Raw genomic sequence first — 19926 nt, 5'->3', positions numbered from 1 at the left:
GCCGGGATGGGGATGCTGTGAAGTATTTTGAACAAATTGCGCGGAAAAATTATTCAGAAGAGGGAGATAATAACGTGAATTCAGTAAGTTAACTCTGAAATTAAGCACAATGTGTTTTTTATATCAAACACTCTGAAAATTCAGGTAATAAAGGTGAAAATGACGGCGTCATAAGGTACTCTGCCAGCGATTATCGGTGCCGCAAAAGACACCACCAGCGTGGCAAGTCGCTACACTGAAAGACAATCAACAACAATGATGTCGTGGTTCCGATACGGAAAAATTCTGGTCGTAGTGAACTTCAGACCATTAGGTCACTCTAAGCGCATGCTTGCTCAGAACAATGAGATGTGCTGGCAGTTCACTTACGCATAAAAAAGTTTTGGGGAGATATTACCTCGGATGAGCGAGCAGTTAACGGATCAGGTTCTCGTTGAGCGGGTTCAGAAGGGAGATCAAAAGTCCTTTAATTTACTGGTGATTCGATACCAGCATAAAGTGGCGAGCCTGGTTTCACGCTATGTTCCGTCAGGCGATGTGCCTGATGTGGTTCAGGAATCTTTTATTAAAGCGTATCGTGCACTGGAATCTTTCCGTGGCGACAGCGCCTTTTATACATGGCTGTACCGCATTGCGGTAAACACAGCGAAAAATTATCTGGTTGCTCAGGGGCGACGTCCGCCATCCAGTGATGTGGATGCGATTGATGCGGAAAATTTCGAAAGTGCAGGTGCACTGAAAGAAATTTCGAACCCTGAGAACTTAATGTTGTCTGAGGAACTGAAACAAATCGTCTTTCGTACCATTGAGGCGCTTCCCGAAGATCTTCGTATGGCCATTACCCTCAGGGAATTGGATGGCCTGAGTTACGAAGAGATTGCCGTCATCATGGATTGTCCGGTCGGTACCGTACGTTCGCGTATCTTCCGTGCACGAGAGGCTATTGATAATAAAGTTCAACCGCTTATCCAACGTCAGTGATAACGGCTACTGGAAGGGTACCAAGGCATGCAGAAAGAAAAACTTTCCGCTTTAATGGATGGTGAAACTTTAGATAACGAGCTGTTGGCGTCGTTATCTAAGGATGCGGATCTTCAGCAAAGCTGGGAAAGCTACCATCTCATCCGCGACACCTTACGAGGTGATATCGGAGAAGTGCTGCATTTTGATATCTCCGCACGTGTGGCTGCGGCCATCGAAAACGAGCCGGCACGCAAAGTCACTACGCTGATCCCTGAAGCGCAGCCTGAGCCGTCACGTTACGAGAAGATGCCGTTCTGGCGTCGCGGTGGCAGTTGGGCGGCACAGCTGACGCAAGTCGGTGTTGCTGCTTGTGTTTCACTGGCGGTCATTGTCGGTGTTCAGCACTACAACAGTTCACCAACCGGCAGCGCGACTGAAGCGTCCGATTCACCGGCATTCAACACTTTGCCGATGATGGGTAAAGCGTCACCGGTCAGTTTAGGCGTGCCTTCTGAAGCCTTTGACACCAACAGCTCTAATCAGCAGGTGCAGGAACAGCGTCGTCGCGTCAATGCCATGCTGCAGGATTATGAACTGCAACGTCGTCTGCATGCCGATCAGGTTCAGTTTGAGAAAAACGATCCGCAACAGGCTCAGGCTAATGTTCCCGGAAATCAGTCGTTAGGAACTCAGCAGCAGTAATGAAGCAGCTTTGGTGTGCCGTTAGCCTGCTGGCAGGCAGCCTGTTTTGTTCATCTATCGCCTCGGCGCAGACTTCTGCGTCCGGGGCGTTGTTACAACAGATGGAGCAGGCAAGCCAGAACCTCAACTACGAATTTGCCTACATCAATGTCTCGCGTCTCGGCATTGAATCTCTGCGTTATCGTCACGCGGTTATCGACAATCGTATCTTCGCCCAACTGTTGCAGATGGACGGGCCGCGCCGTGAAGTGATCCAGCGCGGAAATGACATCAGCTATTTCGAGCCGGGATTAGATCCCTTTTCGCTGCCGGGCAATCACATCATCGATGCGTTACCTGGTTTGATGTTCGCCGACTTCTCCCGTTTGGGTGAAGCCTACGATTTCATTCCGGTTGGCCGCTCGCGCATGGCCGATCAAATGTGCGAAGTGGTGCGCATCGTGTCACGTGATGGCACGCGCTACAGCTATGTGGTGTGGCTGGATGTGGATACCAAATTGCCGCTGCGCATCGATTTGCTCGATCGGGACGGTGAAACGCTGGAGCAGTTCCGCGTCATCAGCTTTGCCGTCGATGAAGGCGTGCGCAATCTGATGCAAGGGCTGGAGAAAGCCAACTTGCCGCCATCGCTGTCTTTACCGGCGGGTGACAAAGTTGAACTCAGCTGGCAGCCAGGCTGGCTTCCGGCGGGCATGAAACTGATCTCACAAAGTCGCCGTGATATCCCATCGATGAACAAAACGGTCGAATCGCGCCTGTACAGCGATGGCTTGTTTAGCTTCGCCATCAACATTACGCCAGCCGATAAAAGCAGCAGCATGCAGGCATTGCGCACAGGGCGTCGTACGGTGCAGACAGAAGTACGCAATAATAACGAAATTACGGTGGTGGGCGAGTTACCGCCAGCCACCGCTAAACGTATTGCGGACAGCATAGATTCGGGTTCACCAAAATGATGAGAGAATGGGCCACCGTGGTGGCGTGGAAAGAAGGCATTGCCACACTGCACACGGAAGCGAAAACGTCTTGTAACAGCTGCTCAGCGCGTAAAGGCTGCGGCAGCCACGCGCTTAATCAGCTGGGGCCGAAAAATGCCCACGTGATGACTATCGCCAGCGCGGAGCCGTTGCAACCCGGTCAGCGCATTGAGTTAGGCATCCGCGAAAGCAGCTTGTTGGGTTCCGCTTTGCTGGTTTACATGACGCCGCTGTTTGGCCTGTTTTTAGTGGCGGGCATCTTCCAGATGCTGTTCGCCAGCGATCTGGCTGCGGCCTGTGGCGCGCTGTTGGGCGGCATTGGCGGCTTTATCGTCGCGAAAGGTGTATCCAAACTCTTCGGCGATCGCGAGGCTTTCCAGCCGGTGATTCTTAGCGTTGCGTTACCGCCTGATGCGTTGCGCGTGGAAAGCGAAGCGTGATCCCCGTCCAGGCCGCATTTGATGCGGCCTTTCTCAATCGGCTTAACCGCTGAAATCTGTTGCGATTCCCCACAGTTCCATTCTTTAACGCGCGGCGTTAACAGTGTAATATGCGTCGTCATTAATGAGGCCGACAGGGTTCCGGGTAAAGCTCACTTTCCTGAATGTGTCCGTGCTCAAGTTTCCCACTGATTTTCTACGTGAAGATATTCATATAAATGAAGCACATACGAAATTTCTCCATCATCGCTCACATTGACCACGGCAAATCAACGCTCTCTGACCGTTTGATTCAAATTTGTGGTGGCCTGAGCGATCGTGAGATGGCGGCGCAGGTTCTGGACTCCATGGATCTGGAACGTGAGCGCGGCATTACCATTAAAGCGCAGAGCGTGACGCTCGATTACAAAGCGCTGAACGGTGAAACTTACCAGCTCAATTTTATCGATACTCCCGGTCACGTTGACTTCTCCTATGAAGTTTCCCGCTCGCTGGCGGCGTGTGAAGGAGCATTGCTGGTGGTCGATGCAGGGCAGGGCGTTGAAGCGCAGACGCTGGCAAACTGCTACACCGCAATGGAAATGGATCTGGAAGTGGTACCGGTACTGAACAAAATCGACCTGCCTGCCGCCGATCCAGAGCGTGTTGCAGAAGAGATTGAAGATATCGTCGGCATTGACGCGACCGATGCGGTGCGTTGCTCGGCGAAAACCGGCGTCGGCGTGCCCGACGTGCTGGAACGTCTGGTGCGTGACATCCCGCCGCCAGAAGGCGATCCGGAAGGTCCGCTGCAGGCGCTGATCATCGATTCCTGGTTCGATAACTACCTTGGTGTGGTATCGCTGATTCGTATTAAGAACGGCACGCTGCGCAAAGGCGACAAAGTTAAAGTCATGAGCTCCGGTCAAAGCTACAACGCTGACCGCCTCGGCATCTTCACGCCGAAGCGTGTTGATCGCAACGAACTGAACTGCGGTGAAGTAGGCTGGCTGGTGTGTGCGATTAAAGACATCCTCGGCGCGCCAGTGGGCGATACCTTGACCTTGCAGCGCAATCCGGCGGAGAAAGTGTTGCCTGGCTTCAAGAAAGTGAAGCCACAGGTTTACGCCGGTCTGTTCCCGATCAGCTCTGACGACTATGAAGCGTTCCGTGATGCGCTGGGCAAATTGAGCCTCAACGATGCGTCACTGTTCTACGAGCCAGAGAGCTCAACGGCGCTGGGCTTCGGTTTCCGCATCGGCTTCCTCGGTCTGCTGCACATGGAGATCATTCAGGAGCGTCTGGAGCGTGAATACGATCTGGATCTGATCACCACAGCGCCAACCGTAGTTTATGAAGTGGAAACCACCGACGGCGAAACTATCTACGTTGATAGCCCGTCGAAGCTGCCACCATTGAACAATATTGCCGAGCTGCGTGAGCCGATTGCGGAGTGTCACATGCTGCTGCCGCAGGAGTTCCTCGGCAACGTCATTACGCTGTGTATCGAAAAACGTGGCGTGCAGACCAACATGGTTTACCACGGCAAGCAGGTTGCGCTGACGTATGAGATTCCGATGGCGGAAGTAGTTCTCGACTTCTTCGACCGTCTGAAATCAACCTCGCGCGGTTATGCCTCGCTGGATTATAACTTCAAACGTTTCCAGACCTCTGACATGGTGCGTGTCGACGTGATGATTAACTCAGAACGTGTTGATGCGCTGGCGCTGATTACTCACCGTGATAACTCACAATATCGTGGCCGCGATCTGGTGGAGAAGATGAAAGATCTGATCCCACGTCAGCAGTTTGATATTGCGATTCAGGCGGCAATCGGCAACCACATTATCGCTCGCTCAACGGTAAAACAGCTGCGTAAAAACGTCCTGGCGAAATGCTATGGCGGTGACGTTAGCCGTAAGAAGAAACTGTTGCAGAAGCAGAAAGACGGTAAGAAGCGAATGAAGCAGGTCGGCAACGTAGAGCTGCCGCAGGAAGCATTCCTTGCCATTCTGCATGTCGGTAAAGACAGCAAATAAGGATTTTTAATGGCTAACATGTTTGCCCTGGTTTTAGTGATCGCAACACTGATCACTGGCGTTATCTGGTGTATCGATCGCTTTAAATGGGCACCGGCGCGTCGTGCTAAGCAGGCTGCTGCGCAAGCGCAGGCTGGCAACGCACTCGACAGCAAAACGCTGGCGAAAGTAGCCGCGCAGCCGGGTTGGGTTGAAACCACAGCATCGGTGTTCCCGGTGCTGGCGGTGGTATTGATCGTGCGTTCGTTTATTTTTGAGCCGTTCCAGATTCCATCGGGCTCAATGATGCCAACGCTGCTGATTGGCGACTTTATCCTGGTGGAGAAGTTTGCTTACGGCATTAAAGATCCGATTACTCAAACCACGCTGATCCCAACCGGCCATCCGCAGCGCGGTGATGTCGCGGTATTCAAATACCCGAAAGATCCGAGCGTGGACTACATCAAGCGCGTGATTGGTTTGCCGGGCGACAAAGTGGTGTTTGATCCTTACAGCAAAACCCTGACCATCAATCCGGGTTGCAGCAGCGGCAATTGCGACACGGCGCTGCCGGTGACTTACACTAACGTTGAGCCAAGCAACTTTATTCAGACCTTCAGCGGCTTTGATGGCAATGAAACCGGCAACGGCTTCTTCCAGGCGCCGCAGGGCGAAACCATGAAGGGCGGCCTGCGTCTCGGCACCCGTAAAGAGACATTGGGCAGCGTAACGCACGATATCTTGCTGGTAAACGAAGCGCAAAGTCAGGCAAGCATGTATTATCAGCAGCCGGGCCAGCCGCAATCGACCTGGATTGTGCCGCAAGGGCAGTATTTCATGATGGGCGATAACCGCGATAACAGCGCCGACAGCCGCTACTGGGGCTTTGTGCCCGAGAAGAATCTGGTCGGCAAAGCGGTGGCTATCTGGATGAGCTTCGAGAAACAAGAAGGACAGTGGCCGACCGGCGTGCGCTTTAGCCGCATTGGTGGGATTCACTAATTAGCTTCAAAAAAGGTTGGCCTCTCTTTCAGGAGGCCAGTGCACACCAAACAGAACAGGTTGGAACCTCAGCCCTGTTTCGTATGCAGTGATAGACGCACAGAACAACTGGAATAGCATGAACCCCATCGTCATTAACAAGCTGCAGCGCAAACTGGGCTACACTTTTACTCATCCGGATTTATTGCAGCAGGCACTGACGCATCGTAGTGCCAGCAGCAAACACAACGAACGTCTTGAATTTCTTGGCGATTCTATTCTCAGCTACGTGATCGCTAATGCGCTTTATCACCGCTTCCCGCGCGTGGACGAAGGCGACATGAGCCGCATGCGTGCCACCTTGGTGCGCGGCAATACGCTGGCGGAGATGGCACGCGAGTTCGACCTTGGCGAATGTCTACGCCTCGGTCCGGGCGAGCTGAAGAGCGGCGGTTTCCGTCGTGAATCGATCCTCGCGGATACCGTTGAAGCCTTGATTGGCGGCATTTTCCTCGATAGCAGCATTCAAACCGTCGAAAAGTTAATTCTCGACTGGTATCACTCGCGACTGGAACAGATCAGTCCGGGCGATAAACAAAAAGATCCGAAAACGCGCCTGCAGGAGTATTTGCAGGGACGTCATCTGCCGCTGCCATCGTATTTGGTGGTGCAGGTGCGTGGCGAAGCCCACGATCAGGAATTCACCATTCACTGTCAGGTGAGTGGCATGGCAGAACCGGTGGTGGGCATTGGCTCCAGCCGCCGTAAAGCCGAGCAAGCAGCCGCCGAACAGGCGTTGATTAAGCTTGGCCTCGAATAAATAGTCATATCGCAGCGTCGAAAGCGACGCTGCCCAAGTCAGGACTCGAATGAGCGAACTCGAAACATATAGCGGCTTTGTCGCGATTGTAGGCCGACCAAACGTCGGTAAATCCACTTTGCTGAACCAGTTGCTGGGGCAGAAAGTGTCGATCACTTCACGCAAGCCGCAAACCACGCGCCATCGCATCATGGGCATCCACACCGAAGGCGCTTATCAGGCGATCTACGTGGATACACCAGGGCTGCACATGGAAGAGAAGCGGGCGATCAACCGCCTGATGAACCGTGCCGCCAGCAGCTCCATCGGTGACGTTGAGCTGGTGATCTTTGTGGTTGAAGGCACGCGCTGGACGCCAGACGATGAGATGGTGCTCAACAAGCTGCGTGATAACAAAGTGCCTGTGGTATTGGCGATCAATAAAGTCGACAACATCCAGGACAAGAGCATTCTGTTGCCGCATCTGCAGTTCCTTAGCCAGCAGATGAACTTCCTCGAAATCGTTCCGATCTCAGCGGAAAGCGGCAAAAATGTTGACGCTATTGCGGCGATTGCGCGCAAATGCCTGCCAAAATCTGAGCATCATTTCCCGGAAGATTATGTCACTGACCGCTCACAGCGCTTTATGGCGTCTGAGATCATCCGTGAAAAATTGATGCGCTTCCTTGGCGCTGAGCTGCCTTACTCCGTTACCGTAGAAATTGAGCAGTTTGTGTCTAACGACCGCGGCGGTTACGACATCAATGGCTTGATCCTCGTTGAGCGCGAAGGCCAGAAAAAGATGGTCATCGGCAATAAAGGCGCCAAGATCAAAACCATCGGCATTGAATCGCGTAAAGACATGGAAGAGATGTTTGAAGCGAAAGTGCATCTCGAACTGTGGGTTAAAGTGAAATCTGGCTGGGCGGACGATGAACGTGCGCTGCGCAGCTTAGGTTACTCTGACGAAGGTTAATTGATGGAAGGCTGGCAACGCGCCTTTGTGCTGCACAGTCGCCCTTACAGCGAAACCAGCCTACTCCTCGATCTGTTCAGCGAAAGTGAAGGGCGCGTCCGCGTCCTTGCCAAAGGCGCCCGATCGCGCCGCTCCCAACTGAAAGGTGCACTGCAACCCTTCACGCCACTGCTGGTGCGCTGGGGCGGACGCGGTGACGTCAAAACGCTGCGCAATGCCGAAGCCGTTTCACTGGCATTGCCGCTCAGCGGCATCACGCTTTATTGCGGACTCTACGTCAATGAACTGCTGTCGCGCGTGCTGGAGCAGCAAATTCCCTTCTCTGACATGTTCTTTGATTACCTGAATTGCATCCAAACGCTGGCGGCAGGCAACGGCTCGCCTGAACCGGCGCTGCGCCGCTTTGAGCTGGCGCTACTCGGGCATCTCGGCTACGGCGTGGATTTTCTGCATTGTGCTGGCAGCGGGGAAGAGGTCGCCGATGGCATGACCTACAGCTACCGGGAAGAGAAGGGCTTTATCGCCAGTTTGGTGGTCAATCAGCGTAGCTTTACCGGCCGCCAGCTGCGGGCGTTGTGGGAACGCGAATTCCCCGATGCCGATACATTGCGCGCCGCTAAACGTTTTACGCGTATGGCGCTGAAGCCCTATCTTGGCGGCAAACCGCTGAAGAGTCAGGAACTGTTTCGCCAGTTTGTGCCAAAAAAGAAACCAGATGTGGCAAACGACTAGCGCTGGTCGTACCGCCTGATATATTCAGCGCGGTACACTGCAAACACACTGAACACATTTAAGGATTGTCATGGCTGAGTTGCTGTTAGGCGTCAACATTGACCACATTGCCACCGTTCGTAACGCTCGTGGCACAAACTATCCCGATCCGGTGCAGGCCGCGTTTGTTGCTGAGCAGGCCGGCGCCGACGGTATTACCGTGCATCTGCGTGAAGATCGCCGCCACATCACCGATCGCGATGTGCGCATTCTGCGTGACACCATCCAGACGCGCATGAATCTGGAGATGGCTGTCACTGACGAGATGATCGACATTGCCTGCGAAATCAAGCCGCACTTCGTTTGTCTGGTGCCGGAAAAGCGTCAGGAAGTGACCACCGAAGGCGGGCTGGATGTGGCGGGCCAGCAGGATAAAATCAATGCGGCGGTGCGCCTGTTAAGCGACGCCGGCATTCTGGTTTCACTGTTTATCGATGCCGATCACCGCCAGATTGAAGCAGCGGTTACCAGCGGCGCGCCTTACATCGAAATTCACACCGGCGCTTATGCCGAAGCGCCCGAAGGTCTCGAGCGTCAGGCGGAGCTGTCGCGCATCCGTAAAGCCGCGACTTTCGCCGCCAGCCTTGGTCTGAAAGTGAATGCCGGCCACGGTTTGACCTACCACAACGTGCAGCCGATTGCTGAACTGCCGGAAATGCACGAGCTGAATATCGGTCATGCGATTATTGGTCGCGCGCTGTTCAGCGGTCTGGCCGATGCGGTCAGCGAAATGAAGCAACTGATGCGGGAAGCGCGTCGCTAATGGCAATTCTCGGACTCGGCAGCGATATCGTAGAGATCGAGCGCATTGCTGGCGTCATTGAGCGCTCCGGTGACCGTCTGGCGCGCCGTGTATTAAGTGAAGCCGAGTGGCAGCAATATCAGGCGCACCAGCAACCGGTGCGCTTTCTTGCCAAACGTTTTGCGGTGAAAGAGGCGGCAGCAAAAGCCTTCGGCACCGGCATTCGCGGTGGTCTGGCGTTCAATCAGTTCGAAGTGTACAACGATGCGCTGGGCAAGCCGGGATTACGTTTCTTTGAGCAGGCCAAAGTGATTGCCAGCCAGCTCGGCGTGAAGCACGTGCACGTGACGTTAGCGGATGAACGCCATTACGCTTGCGCAACGGTGATTATCGAGAACTAGATTATCGAGAACTAAGGGTGCAACACCACGAACTTCTCCCACAGCGCCTCGCGGCTTTCCGGGTGCTGTGGATCGAGAATAATGGTGTTATCAATTGGGCAGACGCTTTGGCAGGTCGGCACATCATAATGGCCCACGCACTCGGTGCAGCGGTCGACATCAATCTCATAGATCGCATCGCCTAAGCTGATTGCCTGGTTTGGGCATTCAGGTTCGCACATATCGCAATTGATGCATTTAGTGGTGATGAGCAGGGCCATAGCGGAAGTCCAATAACAGCAGAAAAGGCGCGGGTATTATACGCGCCTCATCTCATCAGACCAGCTTTTTCACCAACTCTTCGCTGTGGCGAATGTGGCTGGAAGCGCGTTCCGGATCGTTTTGTACCAGCGCCATAAACAGCAGATCGGTCAGCGCCAGCTGCGCGCTGGTCGACGAGATCGCTGCGCTGCGTGTGCTCTGCTCCTCCGCCACGGTGTAGAGGCAAACCGTGGCGCACTGCTGCAGAGCATTCGGCGTAAAGCCGGTAAAGGCCAGCACATCGGCACCGACCTGCGCTGCTTCCTGTGCCGCCAGATTGATTTCGCGGCGTTCGCCCGTATAGGAGATCGCCAGCAGCACATCGCCCGGTGCCATCGCTTGCACGCTGGCGAGCAAGGCGTGCATATCCTGTTCCGCCACCGCATTGATGCCAATCTTCATCAGCTTCCATGAAAAATCTTTCGCCACTAAACCGGACGCACCGATGCCAACCAGCAAAATACGATTGGCGTTTTTTAGCAGCTGTAAGGTTTGCAGCAGCTTCTCTTCGCTGTTGATATCCAGCGTGGCGCGGATCGCTGAGATCTTCTCGGTCAGCAGCTTTTCACCGACCACTTTCAGCGGATCGTCGCTGAGAATATGGTTATGCACGGTGATCGCATCGCGATCGGCCATCGACTCGCTCAGTGCCAGTTTTAGCGCCGGAAACCCTTTGTAGCCGAGCTTCTGGGCGAACTTCACCACGCTGGACTGGCTAACGCCCGATTCCTCGGCGAGTTTTTGTGAACTGAGATGCCGTGCACGATCCGGCTGCGACAGCAAAAAATCCGCCAGCCGACGCTCATTTAGCGCCAGTCGAGGGTAGAGCTGACGAATGCGCAGCAATGAACTCATGGTTCGATCCTTAATTCCTTTATCCGCAAACAGCGCGTAAACGCGAAGAATAAACTATTCAAATGGCATTGTAGTCATTGGAATTAAAAATAGCAGCTTTCGCCTCGAACGCCGAAGCTGGCTACACTGTAGTGCAGAAACCGCGAAGGATAGAGAAGGAGTGCTGTTTGACAAAGGGTACACAACGACGCGTGGTGTTTTTCGATCTTGATGGCACGCTACATCAGCAAGACATGTTTGGCACCTTTATGCGCTATCTGCTGCGACGTCAGCCGATCAATCTGCTGCTGGTGGTGCCGCTGTTGCCGGTGATCGGTCTTGGGATGCTGTTCAAAGGCCGCGCCGCACGCTGGCCGATGAGTTTATTACTGTGGGCGATCACCTTCGGCCATAGCGAAACACGTCTGCGCCAGCGTGAGGCTGAATTCGCCGAGTGGTTCCGCCAGCGTGTTACCGCCTTTCCGGTGGTGCAGCAGCGGCTTACCGACTATCTCAGCAGTAATGATGCCGATGTCTGGCTGATTACCGGTTCGCCGCAGTCGCTGGTGGAGCAAGTCTATTTCGATTCGGCATTTTTACCGCGCGTGCAGCTGATCGCTAGCCAGATGAAACCGGGCCGTGGCGGGCGTTTGCTGTCGATGCGCTGTCTCGGCCATGAAAAGGTGGCGCAGCTGGAGGAGAAAATCGGCACACCGCTGCAACTGTATAGCGGCTACAGCGACAGCAAACAGGACAACCCGCTGCTGTTCTTTTGTCAGCATCGCTGGCGCGTCACGCCAAGCGGTGAGCTGCAACAGCTGGAATAACGCTTCGATTCCAGCAGCAGCATCGCTATAATGCGCCGCCTTAAATGTCCGCAGGAGTTGCCCGGTGAACCCACAAACTGATGAATATTGGATGCGTTATGCGCTGGAACTGGCGAAGCGCGCGTGGGAGCAGGGCGAAGTGCCGGTCGGTGCGGTGCTGGTGCAGGGTGACAAGGTGATTGGCGAAGGCTGGAATCGGCCGATTGGTCAGCACGATCCTACCGCACATGCCGAGATCATGGCGCTGCGCCAGGGCGGCAAAGTACTGGAAAACTATCGTCTGCTGGATACCACGCTGTACGTCACGCTGGAACCCTGTGTGATGTGCGCCGGTGCGATGGTGCACAGCCGCATCACGCGACTGGTGTATGGCGCTAAAGATGAGAAAACCGGCGCGGCCGGTTCACTGCTGGATGTGATTGGTCATCCTGGCATGAATCATCAAATTCAGATTGATTGCGGCGTGCTGGCGGAAGAGTGTGCCGGGATGCTGAGTGATTTCTTCCGCATGCGTCGCGAGCAGAAGAAGGCGCTGCGTCAGGCGCAGCGCACCGGTTAATTCATCGCAATTTTCGGTTCGACCGCCGGGTAACCGGCGCCTAATTCCGCTTCCAGCGCCGACTGCTGCGCTAAACGCTTCTCCTGCTCCTGCAAATATCCCACCAAACTGATCTGATACTTACGGATGTTCTCAACGTAGTTATAGGCTTCGTGGCCGCGCGCGTAGCCGTAGGTGGTTTGCGTGTAGTAGCGCTTCTGGCTCAGCATCGGCAAACGCAGCTTCACGTCGGCCCAGCTGTCTGGATTGCCGCCCTGTTTCGCCGTTAGCTTGCGTACATCCAGCATGTGCGCGTAGCCCATGTTATATGCCGCCAGCGCGAACCAGATGCGTTCATCCTCCGGAATGGTCTCCGGCACTTTCTCCATCATGCGCTTGAGATATTCGCTGCCGCCGCGAATGCTCTGTTCGGGATCGAGGCGATCGTCAACGTCAAGGCTATCGGCGGTATTGCGCGTCAGCATCATCATGCCACGCACGCCGGTTGGCGACGTAGCCTGCGGATTCCAGTGCGATTCCTGATAAGAGATTGCCGCCAGTAAACGCCAATCCATGCTGGCGGAATATTTCTCAAACAGCGGTTTGATATCCGGCAGCGTGTTATCAATGGCGCGCAGGAAGGTGCGGGTATCAACATAATCGAAGGTGCCAACGTGGCCGAGATACTTCTCTTCCAGTCGCGCCATGGTGCCTTCCTCGCCCATTTGGCTGTAGAAGTCGAGCATCGCCGCGCTGAGGCTGTCGTCATCGTTACGCGGCAAATACCAGGTTACCGGCTCTTCATCGGTTACATCAAACGCCACCGCCAGTTGCGGATGAATGCGCTGTAGCAGGCCGATGGTGACCGAATCGCCCACCGTGTAATCGAGTTTGCCGTCGGCAACCGCTTCAAGCAGCGCTTTTTGGCCCTGATCGGTGGAGATCGCCCAGTCGAGATCGGGATAGCTGTCAGCTTTGGCGGAACGTAAAGTTGACAGATATGCCGAACCGGACTGCACAATCAGGCGGCCTTTGAGATCGCCGAGATTCTTCGGCCGGGGCTTATCAATGCGGTACACCAGCTGCTGTGACACCGAATAGTAGCTCGGACCACTTTGGTAGTGCGCGAGGCGCTCGCTGTTGTAAATCAAGCCGGCAGCCAGCAAATCCGCTTTACCGTCATCGAGGTCGTCAAACAGGTCGCCAAGGTTAGGACGCACCTCAACTTCCAGTTTCACGCCCAGGTAATCGGCGAAGCGCTTCGCCAGTTCGTAATCCATACCGGCTGGTGCATTGTTAATGGTGTAGTAAGTCAGCGGAGAGTTAACGGTACTGATGCGCAGCACTCCGCGTGATTTGATCTGTGATAGCGCGTCTGTTCCGCCCCCGTACCATGGGATGGAAGGCCACAATGCTAGCGCAAGTAGCACGGTGATCAGACCGATAAACAGATAGTTTATTTTTAGGCGTTTCAAATAGTTGTCTCGTAATGGCTCACAGGCCTCTGTCTTTTAAAGGCAGTATTTATGTTGTTTTAACTCCCAGAGCGAGGGGCATTTTGCGCAACAAAAAGGGGCAGGGCAACTTTTATAGCAAGAATTGTGCAAAATTCAGCCAAACGCCAGGTGCCAGAATTTATGCGCAAACGGTTTCGTAACCCGTGCTGTTTCTCTATAATACCGCCCGTTTTCCCCTGTTGCGCCCAATGAAGCGTCGCCCGGCACTTCAAAGACGAGAGATCTTTAATGATGGAAATTCTGCGTGGTTCGCCCGCTCTGTCGGCATTTCGTGTAAACAAACTGCTGACCCGCTTTCAGGACGCTCACCTTCCGGTGAGTGATATTTACGCCGAGTACGTCCATTTTGCCGATGTTAGTGCACCGCTCAGCGCGGATGAGCAAGCCCGCCTGCAACGCCTGCTGAAATACGGTCCTTCTCTCGCCGAACACGCGCCACAAGGGCGTCTGTTGCTGGTAACGCCGCGTCCCGGCACCATCTCTCCGTGGTCATCGAAAGCCACCGACATCGCCCACAACTGCGACCTGCCACAGGTATTGCGTCTTGAGCGCGGTATGGCCTTCTATGTGCAGGCACCTGAGCTGACAGAAGCACAGTGGCAGCAGCTGGCGAGCCTGCTGCATGACCGCATGATGGAAACGGTGTTCGCTGACCTCAACGATGCGCAGCAGCTATTTGCTCACCATCAGCCGCAGCCGCTGAAAAGCGTTGACGTGCTGGGCGCCGGTCGCAGTGCGCTGGAGCAGGCCAACACCACGCTGGGCCTGGCGCTGGCCGATGATGAGATCGATTACCTGCTTGATGCCTTTACTAAGCTGGGCCGCAATCCAAACGACATTGAGCTCTACATGTTTGCGCAGGCAAACTCCGAGCACTGTCGTCACAAGATCTTCAACGCCGACTGGATTATCGACGGCGAAAAGCAGCCGAAGTCGCTGTTTAAAATGATCAAAAACACCTTTGAACATAATCCTGAGCATGTGCTGTCTGCTTATAAAGACAACGCTGCGGTAATGGAAGGTTCTGAGGTTGGCCGCTTCTACGCCGATGCGCAGAAGGGCGAATACGAATTCCATCAGGAAGAAGCGCATATCCTGATGAAGGTCGAAACCCATAACCACCCAACCGCCATTTCGCCGTGGCCGGGTGCCGCGACCGGTTCTGGTGGCGAAATCCGTGATGAAGGCGCAACCGGACGTGGCGCGAAGCCAAAAGCCGGTCTGGTCGGTTTCTCAGTATCGAACCTGCGTATTCCAGGTTTTGAACAGCCGTGGGAAGAGGATTTCGGTAAGCCGGATCGCATCGTTACCGCGCTGGATATCATGACCGAAGGCCCATTGGGCGGCGCGGCGTTCAACAACGAATTTGGTCGTCCAGCCCTGAACGGCTACTTCCGTACCTACGAAGAGCGCGTCAACAGCCACAATGGCGTTGAGCTGCGCGGCTATCACAAGCCAATCATGCTGGCGGGCGGCATCGGTAACATCCGTGCCGATCACGTGCAGAAAGGCGAAATCGTGGTGGGCGCTAAACTGATCGTGCTGGGTGGACCGGCGATGAACATCGGTTTGGGCGGCGGCGCAGCCTCGTCAATGGCGTCTGGCCAATCGGATGCCGATCTCGACTTTGCGTCAGTACAGCGCGATAACCCAGAAATGGAACGTCGTTGCCAGGAAGTGATCGACCGCTGCTGGCAGCTGGGCGAAGCCAACCCGATTCTGTTTATCCACGACGTCGGCGCGGGCGGTTTGTCGAACGCCATGCCTGAACTGGTGAGCGACGGTAATCGTGGCGGTAACTTCAACCTGCGCGACATCCTCAGCGATGAGCCAGGCATGAGCCCGCTGGAAGTGTGGTGTAACGAGTCGCAGGAACGTTATGTACTTGCGGTTGCCCCTGCACAACTGGCGCTGTTTGACGAGCTGTGTAAGCGTGAACGCGCGCCTTATGCCGTTATCGGTGAAGCCACCGAAGAGCTGCATTTGAACCTCGCCGACAGCCATTTCGACAACAAGCCAATCGACATGCCGCTTGACGTGCTGCTGGGCAAAACGCCGAAGATGACGCGTGATGTTGCCAGCCAGCAGGCTAAAGGTGATGCGCTGCAGCGTGACGGCATTAGCGTGGCGGATGCGGTAAATCGCGTGCTGCACTTGCCGACCGTGGCAGAAAAAACCTTCCTGATCACCATCGGTGACCGCAGCGTAACTGGCATGGTCGCGCGCGATCAGATGGTAGGTCCGTGGCAGATTCCGGTTGCGAACTGCGCTGTCACCACCGCTAGCCTCGATAGCTATCACGGTGAAGCCTTCTCCCTCGGTGAACGCGCGCCAGTGGCGTTGCTCGACTTCGCCGCTTCAGGTCGACTGGCCGTCGGTGAAGCGCTGACCAACATCGCTGCAACCTCAATTGGTTCGCTGCAACGCGTTAAGCTGTCCGCAAACTGGATGGCCGCTGCTGGTCACCCGGGCGAAGACGCCGGTTTGTACGCTGCGGTGAAAGCGGTCGGCGAAGAGCTGTGTCCCGCGCTGGGCATCACCATTCCGGTGGGCAAAGACTCGATGTCGATGAAAACCCGCTGGCAGAATGGCACCGAGCAGCGCGAAATGACCTCACCGCTGTCGCTGGTGATCACCGCTTTTGCCCGGGTTGAAGATGTGCGTCGCACCGTGACGCCGCAGCTGCAAGCGGATCAAGACAACCTGCTGCTGCTGGTGGATCTCGGCAACGGCGCGAATACGCTTGGCGCGACCGCGCTGTCGCAGGTTTATCGTCAGCTGGGTGACAAACCTGCCGACGTGCGTGACGCCACGCAGCTGGCGGGCTTCTTCAACGCCATTCAGGCGCTGGTGGCCGAGCAAAAACTGCTGGCTTACCACGACCGTTCTGACGGCGGCCTGTTGGTCACGCTGGCGGAGATGGCCTTCACCGGTCACTGCGGTATCGAAGCGGATATCGCCGCGCTGGGCAGCGATGCGTTAGCCGCACTGTTCACCGAAGAGCTGGGTGCGGTGCTGCAGATCAACGCAGCGGATCGTGCAGCAGTCGAGAAGGTGTTTGCTGACCACGGCCTGAGCGCTAACCTGCATGTGATTGGTAAAGCGTTGCCGGGCGATCGCTTTGTGATCCGTTCTGGCGACAGCGCGGTGTACAGCGAAAGCCGTACCACGTTGCGTACCTGGTGGGCAGAAACCACCTGGCAGATGCAGCGTCTGCGTGATAACCCAGCTTGTGCCGATCAGGAGCATGAAGCGAAGAAAGACGATAACGACCCAGGTCTGAACGTCCATCTGACCTTCAAGCCAGAAGAAGATGTTGCGGCGCCGATGATTGCGACGGGCGCACGTCCGCGTGTGGCAGTGCTGCGTGAGCAGGGCGTCAACTCACACGTGGAAATGGCTGCCGCCTTCCATCGTGCGGGCTTTACTGCGGTTGACGTGCACATGAGCGATCTGCTGGCTGGCCGTCGCGGTCTGGAAGAGTTCCAGGCGCTGGTCGCCTGCGGCGGCTTCTCGTACGGTGACGTGCTGGGTGCGGGCGAAGGCTGGGCGAAATCCATCCTGTTCAACGGCCGCGTGCGTGATGAGTTCGAGAACTTCTTCCATCGCCCACAAACGCTGGCACTTGGCGTGTGTAACGGTTGCCAGATGATGTCGAACCTGCGTGAACTGATTCCAGGCAGCGAACTGTGGCCACGCTTTGTGCGCAACCAGTCCGAGCGTTTTGAAGCGCGTTTCAGCCTGGTTGAAGTGGCGGCGAGTCCATCGCTGCTGCTGGATGGCATGGTTGGATCGCATATGCCAATCGCGGTATCGCACGGTGAAGGTTTTGTCGAAGTGCGTGACGGCACGCATCTGGCACAGCTGGAGAGCAAAGGTTTAGTGGCGCTGCGCTTCGTCGATAACTTCGGCAAAGTGACAGAAAGCTATCCGGCCAACCCGAATGGCTCACCAAACGGCATCACTGCGGTAACCAACGAAAGCGGTCGCGTCACCATTATGATGCCGCACCCAGAGCGTGTGTTCCGTACCGTGAGCAACTCCTGGCATCCGGCAGAGTGGGGCGAGGACAGCCCGTGGATGCGCATCTTCCGCAACGCGCGCAAGCAGTTGGGATAAGCAAAACAAAGGCCGCTAAATAGCGGCCTTTTTTATTCTTCTGCGTGTTTTGTAGGGTCGCCATTCATGGCGACCTTGCTAAATCCGCATAAGTTTCAACCTGTCGGAAAACAACGACAATCCCGCCATTACACTGTCGCCAAAAGGTGACATTTAACTCATTGATTTATATGAATGGGAAATTAACACGCCAAACTCGTTGCTAATCAGCGACACTTTTCACTGACCGTCCGGTCCGCTTTTCTACCGGATCCCGCTTCTTGTCTGGCATTCCTCTGATAATAAACGCTATTTATTTATTGGCACGATACTTGCTATACTCTTTGCGTGGCTCATTCACCTGTTTATGATTGCCCCGCTTTAGCGGCTGAGCTCATAAAAACCGAATGACGCACCAAACGGAGCCTGTCGTCCACCTCACCGATAATCGTTTGCTTTGCAACGTTATCAAACATCGGACGCAACGTTGAGTTAGGCTCCACCTAATTTGCAAGCGATGCTGCGGCGTCGCTCTCACGGCAGGCCAAAAGGCCTGCCGTTTTCATTTCTGACCTTTCTTCCGTTTTGATACTTCGTTAGCATGCCTGCAGCTCACATTTAAGGAAGCGCGGTTGTGATGAAATGGCGTCTGTTTCCCCGATCCCTGCGGCAGTTAGTGTTAATGGCTTTCCTGCTGGTACTGCTGCCGTTGCTGGTTCTGGCGTGGCAAGCGTGGGAAAGTCTTTCGGCGTTAAGCAACCAGGCAGCGGATACCAACCGCAACACCTTTACCGATGTGCGTCGCAGCGAAGCGATGGCGCGAACCGCGCTGGAGCTGGAGCGCAGCTATCGTCAATATTGCGTGCTCGGCGATGTGTCGCTGGCGAAGCTGTATCAAACGCAATGGACGCGCTACGGCCAAATGCTCAGCAGTCACGCCGCCAGTTTGCCCGATCTGCCCTCCTTTAAAGTGCTGCAAACCACCTTGCCGCAGCTGCAGCAGTTGCAGTGCGATAACGGCAATCCCGCGGCGCAAGCTGCCAGCGCGCTGGAGCGCTTTTCCGATACCAACACACAAATGGTGCAGGCAACGCGTGAAGTGGTGTTTTCGCGCGGCTTACAGCTGCAGCGTGAAATTGCCGATCGCGGCCAGTTTTTTGGCTGGCAGGCGCTGATTCTGTTCCTGATCAGCCTGGTGCTGGTTTTGCTGTTTACGGGGATGATCATCGGTCCGGTGAAACGGGTTGAACGTATGATCAATCGCCTGGGCGAAGGTAAAGCACTGGGCGATAGCGGCAGCTTCCGGGGTCCGCGTGAGATCCGTTCGCTGGGACAGCGCATCGTCTGGCTGAGTGAGCGTTTAAGCTGGCTGGAAGAGCAGCGCCACGAATTTTTGCGTCACCTGTCGCACGAGCTGAAAACGCCGCTCGCCAGCCTGCGTGAAGGCACTGAACTGCTGGCCGATCAGGTCGCTGGTCCCCTGAATGCCGAGCAGCAGGAAGTGGTGGCAATCCTCGATACCAGCAGCCGCCATTTACAGCGGCTGATCGAGCAATTACTCGATTACAACCGCAAGCTGGCCGATGGCCCTATGGCGCTTAAGCCCGTGGCGCTTAACGAAATCATTGATTCGGTGGTAAAAGTGCACTCGTTGCCCGCCAATGCGCGTGAAATGACGACTCATGTTGATCTGCAAGTGAATCATTGTTTGGCGGAAGCGACGCTGCTGCAGCGGGTGATTGATAACCTCTATTCGAACGCCGTGAACTACGGCAGCGAATCCGGTAACATCTGGCTGCAGAGCCAGCAGAAGGGCAACCAGGTGTGGATTGAGGTGGCAAACACCGGCACACCGATTCCGGCTGAAGAGCAGGCGATGATTTTTGAGCCCTTTTATCAGGGCAGCCAACAGCGCAAAGGGCCGGTTAAAGGCAGCGGGCTGGGCTTAAGCATCGCCAAAGATTGTCTGCGCAGGATGCACGGCGATCTGCAGTTGGTAACGCGCAAGGATGCGGATGTCTGTTTTCGTATCATTCTGACGACCAGCGCCGGGAATGCCTGAT

The 19926-nt window shown here is 55.2% G+C and carries 18 protein-coding genes; 15 read left to right on the top strand and 3 right to left on the bottom strand.

Annotated elements, in window-relative coordinates:
- Positions 1–402 precede the first annotated feature (402 nt).
- The 11 genes from rpoE (at position 403) to acpS (ending at position 9749) form a co-directional block, all read left to right on the top strand.
- Positions 403–981 (top strand): RNA polymerase sigma factor RpoE, encoded by a 579-nt coding sequence (gene rpoE, locus NR302_RS14290; RefSeq protein WP_007886161.1) that lies wholly within the window; start codon positions 403–405, stop codon positions 979–981.
- Positions 982–1008: 27 nt separating this feature from the next.
- Positions 1009–1665 carry an anti-sigma-E factor RseA gene (rseA, locus tag NR302_RS14285; RefSeq protein ID WP_258143771.1) on the top strand — a complete coding sequence of 219 codons (657 nt, stop codon included), beginning with the start codon at positions 1009–1011 and terminating at the stop codon, positions 1663–1665.
- Positions 1665–2621 (top strand): sigma-E factor regulatory protein RseB, encoded by a 957-nt coding sequence (rseB, locus tag NR302_RS14280; protein ID WP_258143770.1) that lies wholly within the window; start codon positions 1665–1667, stop codon positions 2619–2621. Before rseA ends, rseB begins: the two co-directional genes overlap by 1 nt.
- The gene (gene rseC / locus NR302_RS14275) at positions 2618–3082 is read left to right on the top strand and encodes a SoxR-reducing system protein RseC (protein ID WP_008101521.1); all 465 of its coding nucleotides are present in this window, start codon (positions 2618–2620) and stop codon (positions 3080–3082) included. The genes rseB and rseC overlap by 4 nt, the downstream gene beginning before the upstream one ends.
- 218 nt (positions 3083–3300) lie before the next feature.
- On the top strand, positions 3301–5100 hold the full coding sequence (gene lepA, locus NR302_RS14270) for a translation elongation factor 4 (RefSeq protein ID WP_008101519.1): 1800 nt from the start codon (positions 3301–3303) through the stop codon (positions 5098–5100).
- A 9-nt stretch (positions 5101–5109) separates the two neighbouring features.
- On the top strand, positions 5110–6081 hold the full coding sequence (lepB, locus tag NR302_RS14265; protein ID WP_154155635.1) for a signal peptidase I: 972 nt from the start codon (positions 5110–5112) through the stop codon (positions 6079–6081).
- Positions 6082–6199: 118 nt separating this feature from the next.
- Positions 6200–6880, top strand: coding sequence for a ribonuclease III (gene rnc, locus NR302_RS14260; protein ID WP_036620136.1), 681 nt, complete (start codon positions 6200–6202; stop codon positions 6878–6880).
- A 49-nt stretch (positions 6881–6929) separates the two neighbouring features.
- Complete coding sequence (era, locus tag NR302_RS14255; protein ID WP_008101512.1) at positions 6930–7835, top strand: GTPase Era; 906 nt, start codon at positions 6930–6932, stop codon at positions 7833–7835.
- Positions 7836–7838: 3 nt separating this feature from the next.
- Positions 7839–8567, top strand: coding sequence for a DNA repair protein RecO (gene recO, locus NR302_RS14250; RefSeq protein ID WP_008101510.1), 729 nt, complete (start codon positions 7839–7841; stop codon positions 8565–8567).
- Between the two features lie 70 nt (positions 8568–8637).
- On the top strand, positions 8638–9369 hold the full coding sequence (gene pdxJ, locus NR302_RS14245; RefSeq protein ID WP_008101508.1) for a pyridoxine 5'-phosphate synthase: 732 nt from the start codon (positions 8638–8640) through the stop codon (positions 9367–9369).
- Complete coding sequence (gene acpS / locus NR302_RS14240) at positions 9369–9749, top strand: holo-ACP synthase (protein ID WP_061718003.1); 381 nt, start codon at positions 9369–9371, stop codon at positions 9747–9749. The genes pdxJ and acpS overlap by 1 nt, the downstream gene beginning before the upstream one ends.
- 11 nt (positions 9750–9760) lie before the next feature.
- Here the strand turns inward: acpS and NR302_RS14235 are convergent, their stop codons facing one another.
- Together NR302_RS14235 and NR302_RS14230 are read right to left on the bottom strand one after the other, a co-directional pair.
- The gene (locus NR302_RS14235; protein WP_008101505.1) at positions 9761–10009 is read right to left on the bottom strand and encodes a YfhL family 4Fe-4S dicluster ferredoxin; all 249 of its coding nucleotides are present in this window, start codon (positions 10007–10009) and stop codon (positions 9761–9763) included.
- Between the two features lie 55 nt (positions 10010–10064).
- On the bottom strand, positions 10065–10904 hold the full coding sequence (locus NR302_RS14230; RefSeq protein WP_007886185.1) for a MurR/RpiR family transcriptional regulator: 840 nt from the start codon (positions 10902–10904) through the stop codon (positions 10065–10067).
- Positions 10905–11071: 167 nt separating this feature from the next.
- Here NR302_RS14230 and yfhb point away from each other — a divergent pair, with 167 nt between their 5' ends.
- On the top strand, positions 11072–11710 hold the full coding sequence (gene yfhb / locus NR302_RS14225; RefSeq protein ID WP_008101503.1) for a phosphatidylglycerophosphatase C: 639 nt from the start codon (positions 11072–11074) through the stop codon (positions 11708–11710).
- A gap of 91 nt (positions 11711–11801) precedes the next feature.
- Positions 11802–12269, top strand: coding sequence for a tRNA adenosine(34) deaminase TadA (tadA, locus tag NR302_RS14220; protein ID WP_036647478.1), 468 nt, complete (start codon positions 11802–11804; stop codon positions 12267–12269).
- On the opposite strand, the gene mltF is transcribed toward tadA, so the two are convergent.
- The gene (gene mltF / locus NR302_RS14215) at positions 12266–13723 is read right to left on the bottom strand and encodes a membrane-bound lytic murein transglycosylase MltF (protein WP_008101499.1); all 1458 of its coding nucleotides are present in this window, start codon (positions 13721–13723) and stop codon (positions 12266–12268) included. The two genes, tadA and mltF, sit on opposite strands and share 4 nt — an antisense overlap.
- A gap of 270 nt (positions 13724–13993) precedes the next feature.
- Here mltF and purL point away from each other — a divergent pair, with 270 nt between their 5' ends.
- Together purL and NR302_RS14205 are read left to right on the top strand one after the other, a co-directional pair.
- Positions 13994–17884, top strand: coding sequence for a phosphoribosylformylglycinamidine synthase (gene purL, locus NR302_RS14210; protein WP_258143769.1), 3891 nt, complete (start codon positions 13994–13996; stop codon positions 17882–17884).
- Between the two features lie 613 nt (positions 17885–18497).
- Entirely contained in the window at positions 18498–19925 is a 1428-nt protein-coding gene (locus NR302_RS14205; RefSeq protein WP_258143768.1) for a HAMP domain-containing sensor histidine kinase, read from the top strand.
- Position 19926 lies beyond the last annotated feature (1 nt).

The organism is Pantoea sp. SOD02 (assembly GCF_024707505.1).
In the GTDB taxonomy this organism is placed as follows: Bacteria; Pseudomonadota; Gammaproteobacteria; order Enterobacterales; family Enterobacteriaceae; genus Pantoea; species Pantoea symbiotica.
Note: the sequence above shows the minus strand (reverse complement) of the source record. Positions and strands in the feature narration are given on the sequence as shown.

Bases quoted from the DNA above. Each gene is read 5' to 3' on its own strand.
- rpoE (WP_007886161.1), top strand. From the start codon at position 403: ATGAGCGAGCAGTTAACGGATCAGGTTCTCGTTGAGCGGGTTCAGAAG.
- rseA (WP_258143771.1), top strand. From the start codon at position 1,009: ATGCAGAAAGAAAAACTTTCCGCTTTAATGGATGGTGAAACTTTAGAT.
- rseB (WP_258143770.1), top strand. From the start codon at position 1,665: ATGAAGCAGCTTTGGTGTGCCGTTAGCCTGCTGGCAGGCAGCCTGTTT.
- rseC (WP_008101521.1), top strand. From the start codon at position 2,618: ATGATGAGAGAATGGGCCACCGTGGTGGCGTGGAAAGAAGGCATTGCC.
- lepA (WP_008101519.1), top strand. From the start codon at position 3,301: ATGAAGCACATACGAAATTTCTCCATCATCGCTCACATTGACCACGGC.
- lepB (WP_154155635.1), top strand. From the start codon at position 5,110: ATGGCTAACATGTTTGCCCTGGTTTTAGTGATCGCAACACTGATCACT.
- rnc (WP_036620136.1), top strand. From the start codon at position 6,200: ATGAACCCCATCGTCATTAACAAGCTGCAGCGCAAACTGGGCTACACT.
- era (WP_008101512.1), top strand. From the start codon at position 6,930: ATGAGCGAACTCGAAACATATAGCGGCTTTGTCGCGATTGTAGGCCGA.
- recO (WP_008101510.1), top strand. From the start codon at position 7,839: ATGGAAGGCTGGCAACGCGCCTTTGTGCTGCACAGTCGCCCTTACAGC.
- pdxJ (WP_008101508.1), top strand. From the start codon at position 8,638: ATGGCTGAGTTGCTGTTAGGCGTCAACATTGACCACATTGCCACCGTT.
- acpS (WP_061718003.1), top strand. From the start codon at position 9,369: ATGGCAATTCTCGGACTCGGCAGCGATATCGTAGAGATCGAGCGCATT.
- NR302_RS14235 (WP_008101505.1), bottom strand. From the start codon at position 10,009: ATGGCCCTGCTCATCACCACTAAATGCATCAATTGCGATATGTGCGAA.
- NR302_RS14230 (WP_007886185.1), bottom strand. From the start codon at position 10,904: ATGAGTTCATTGCTGCGCATTCGTCAGCTCTACCCTCGACTGGCGCTA.
- tadA (WP_036647478.1), top strand. From the start codon at position 11,802: ATGCGTTATGCGCTGGAACTGGCGAAGCGCGCGTGGGAGCAGGGCGAA.
- purL (WP_258143769.1), top strand. From the start codon at position 13,994: ATGATGGAAATTCTGCGTGGTTCGCCCGCTCTGTCGGCATTTCGTGTA.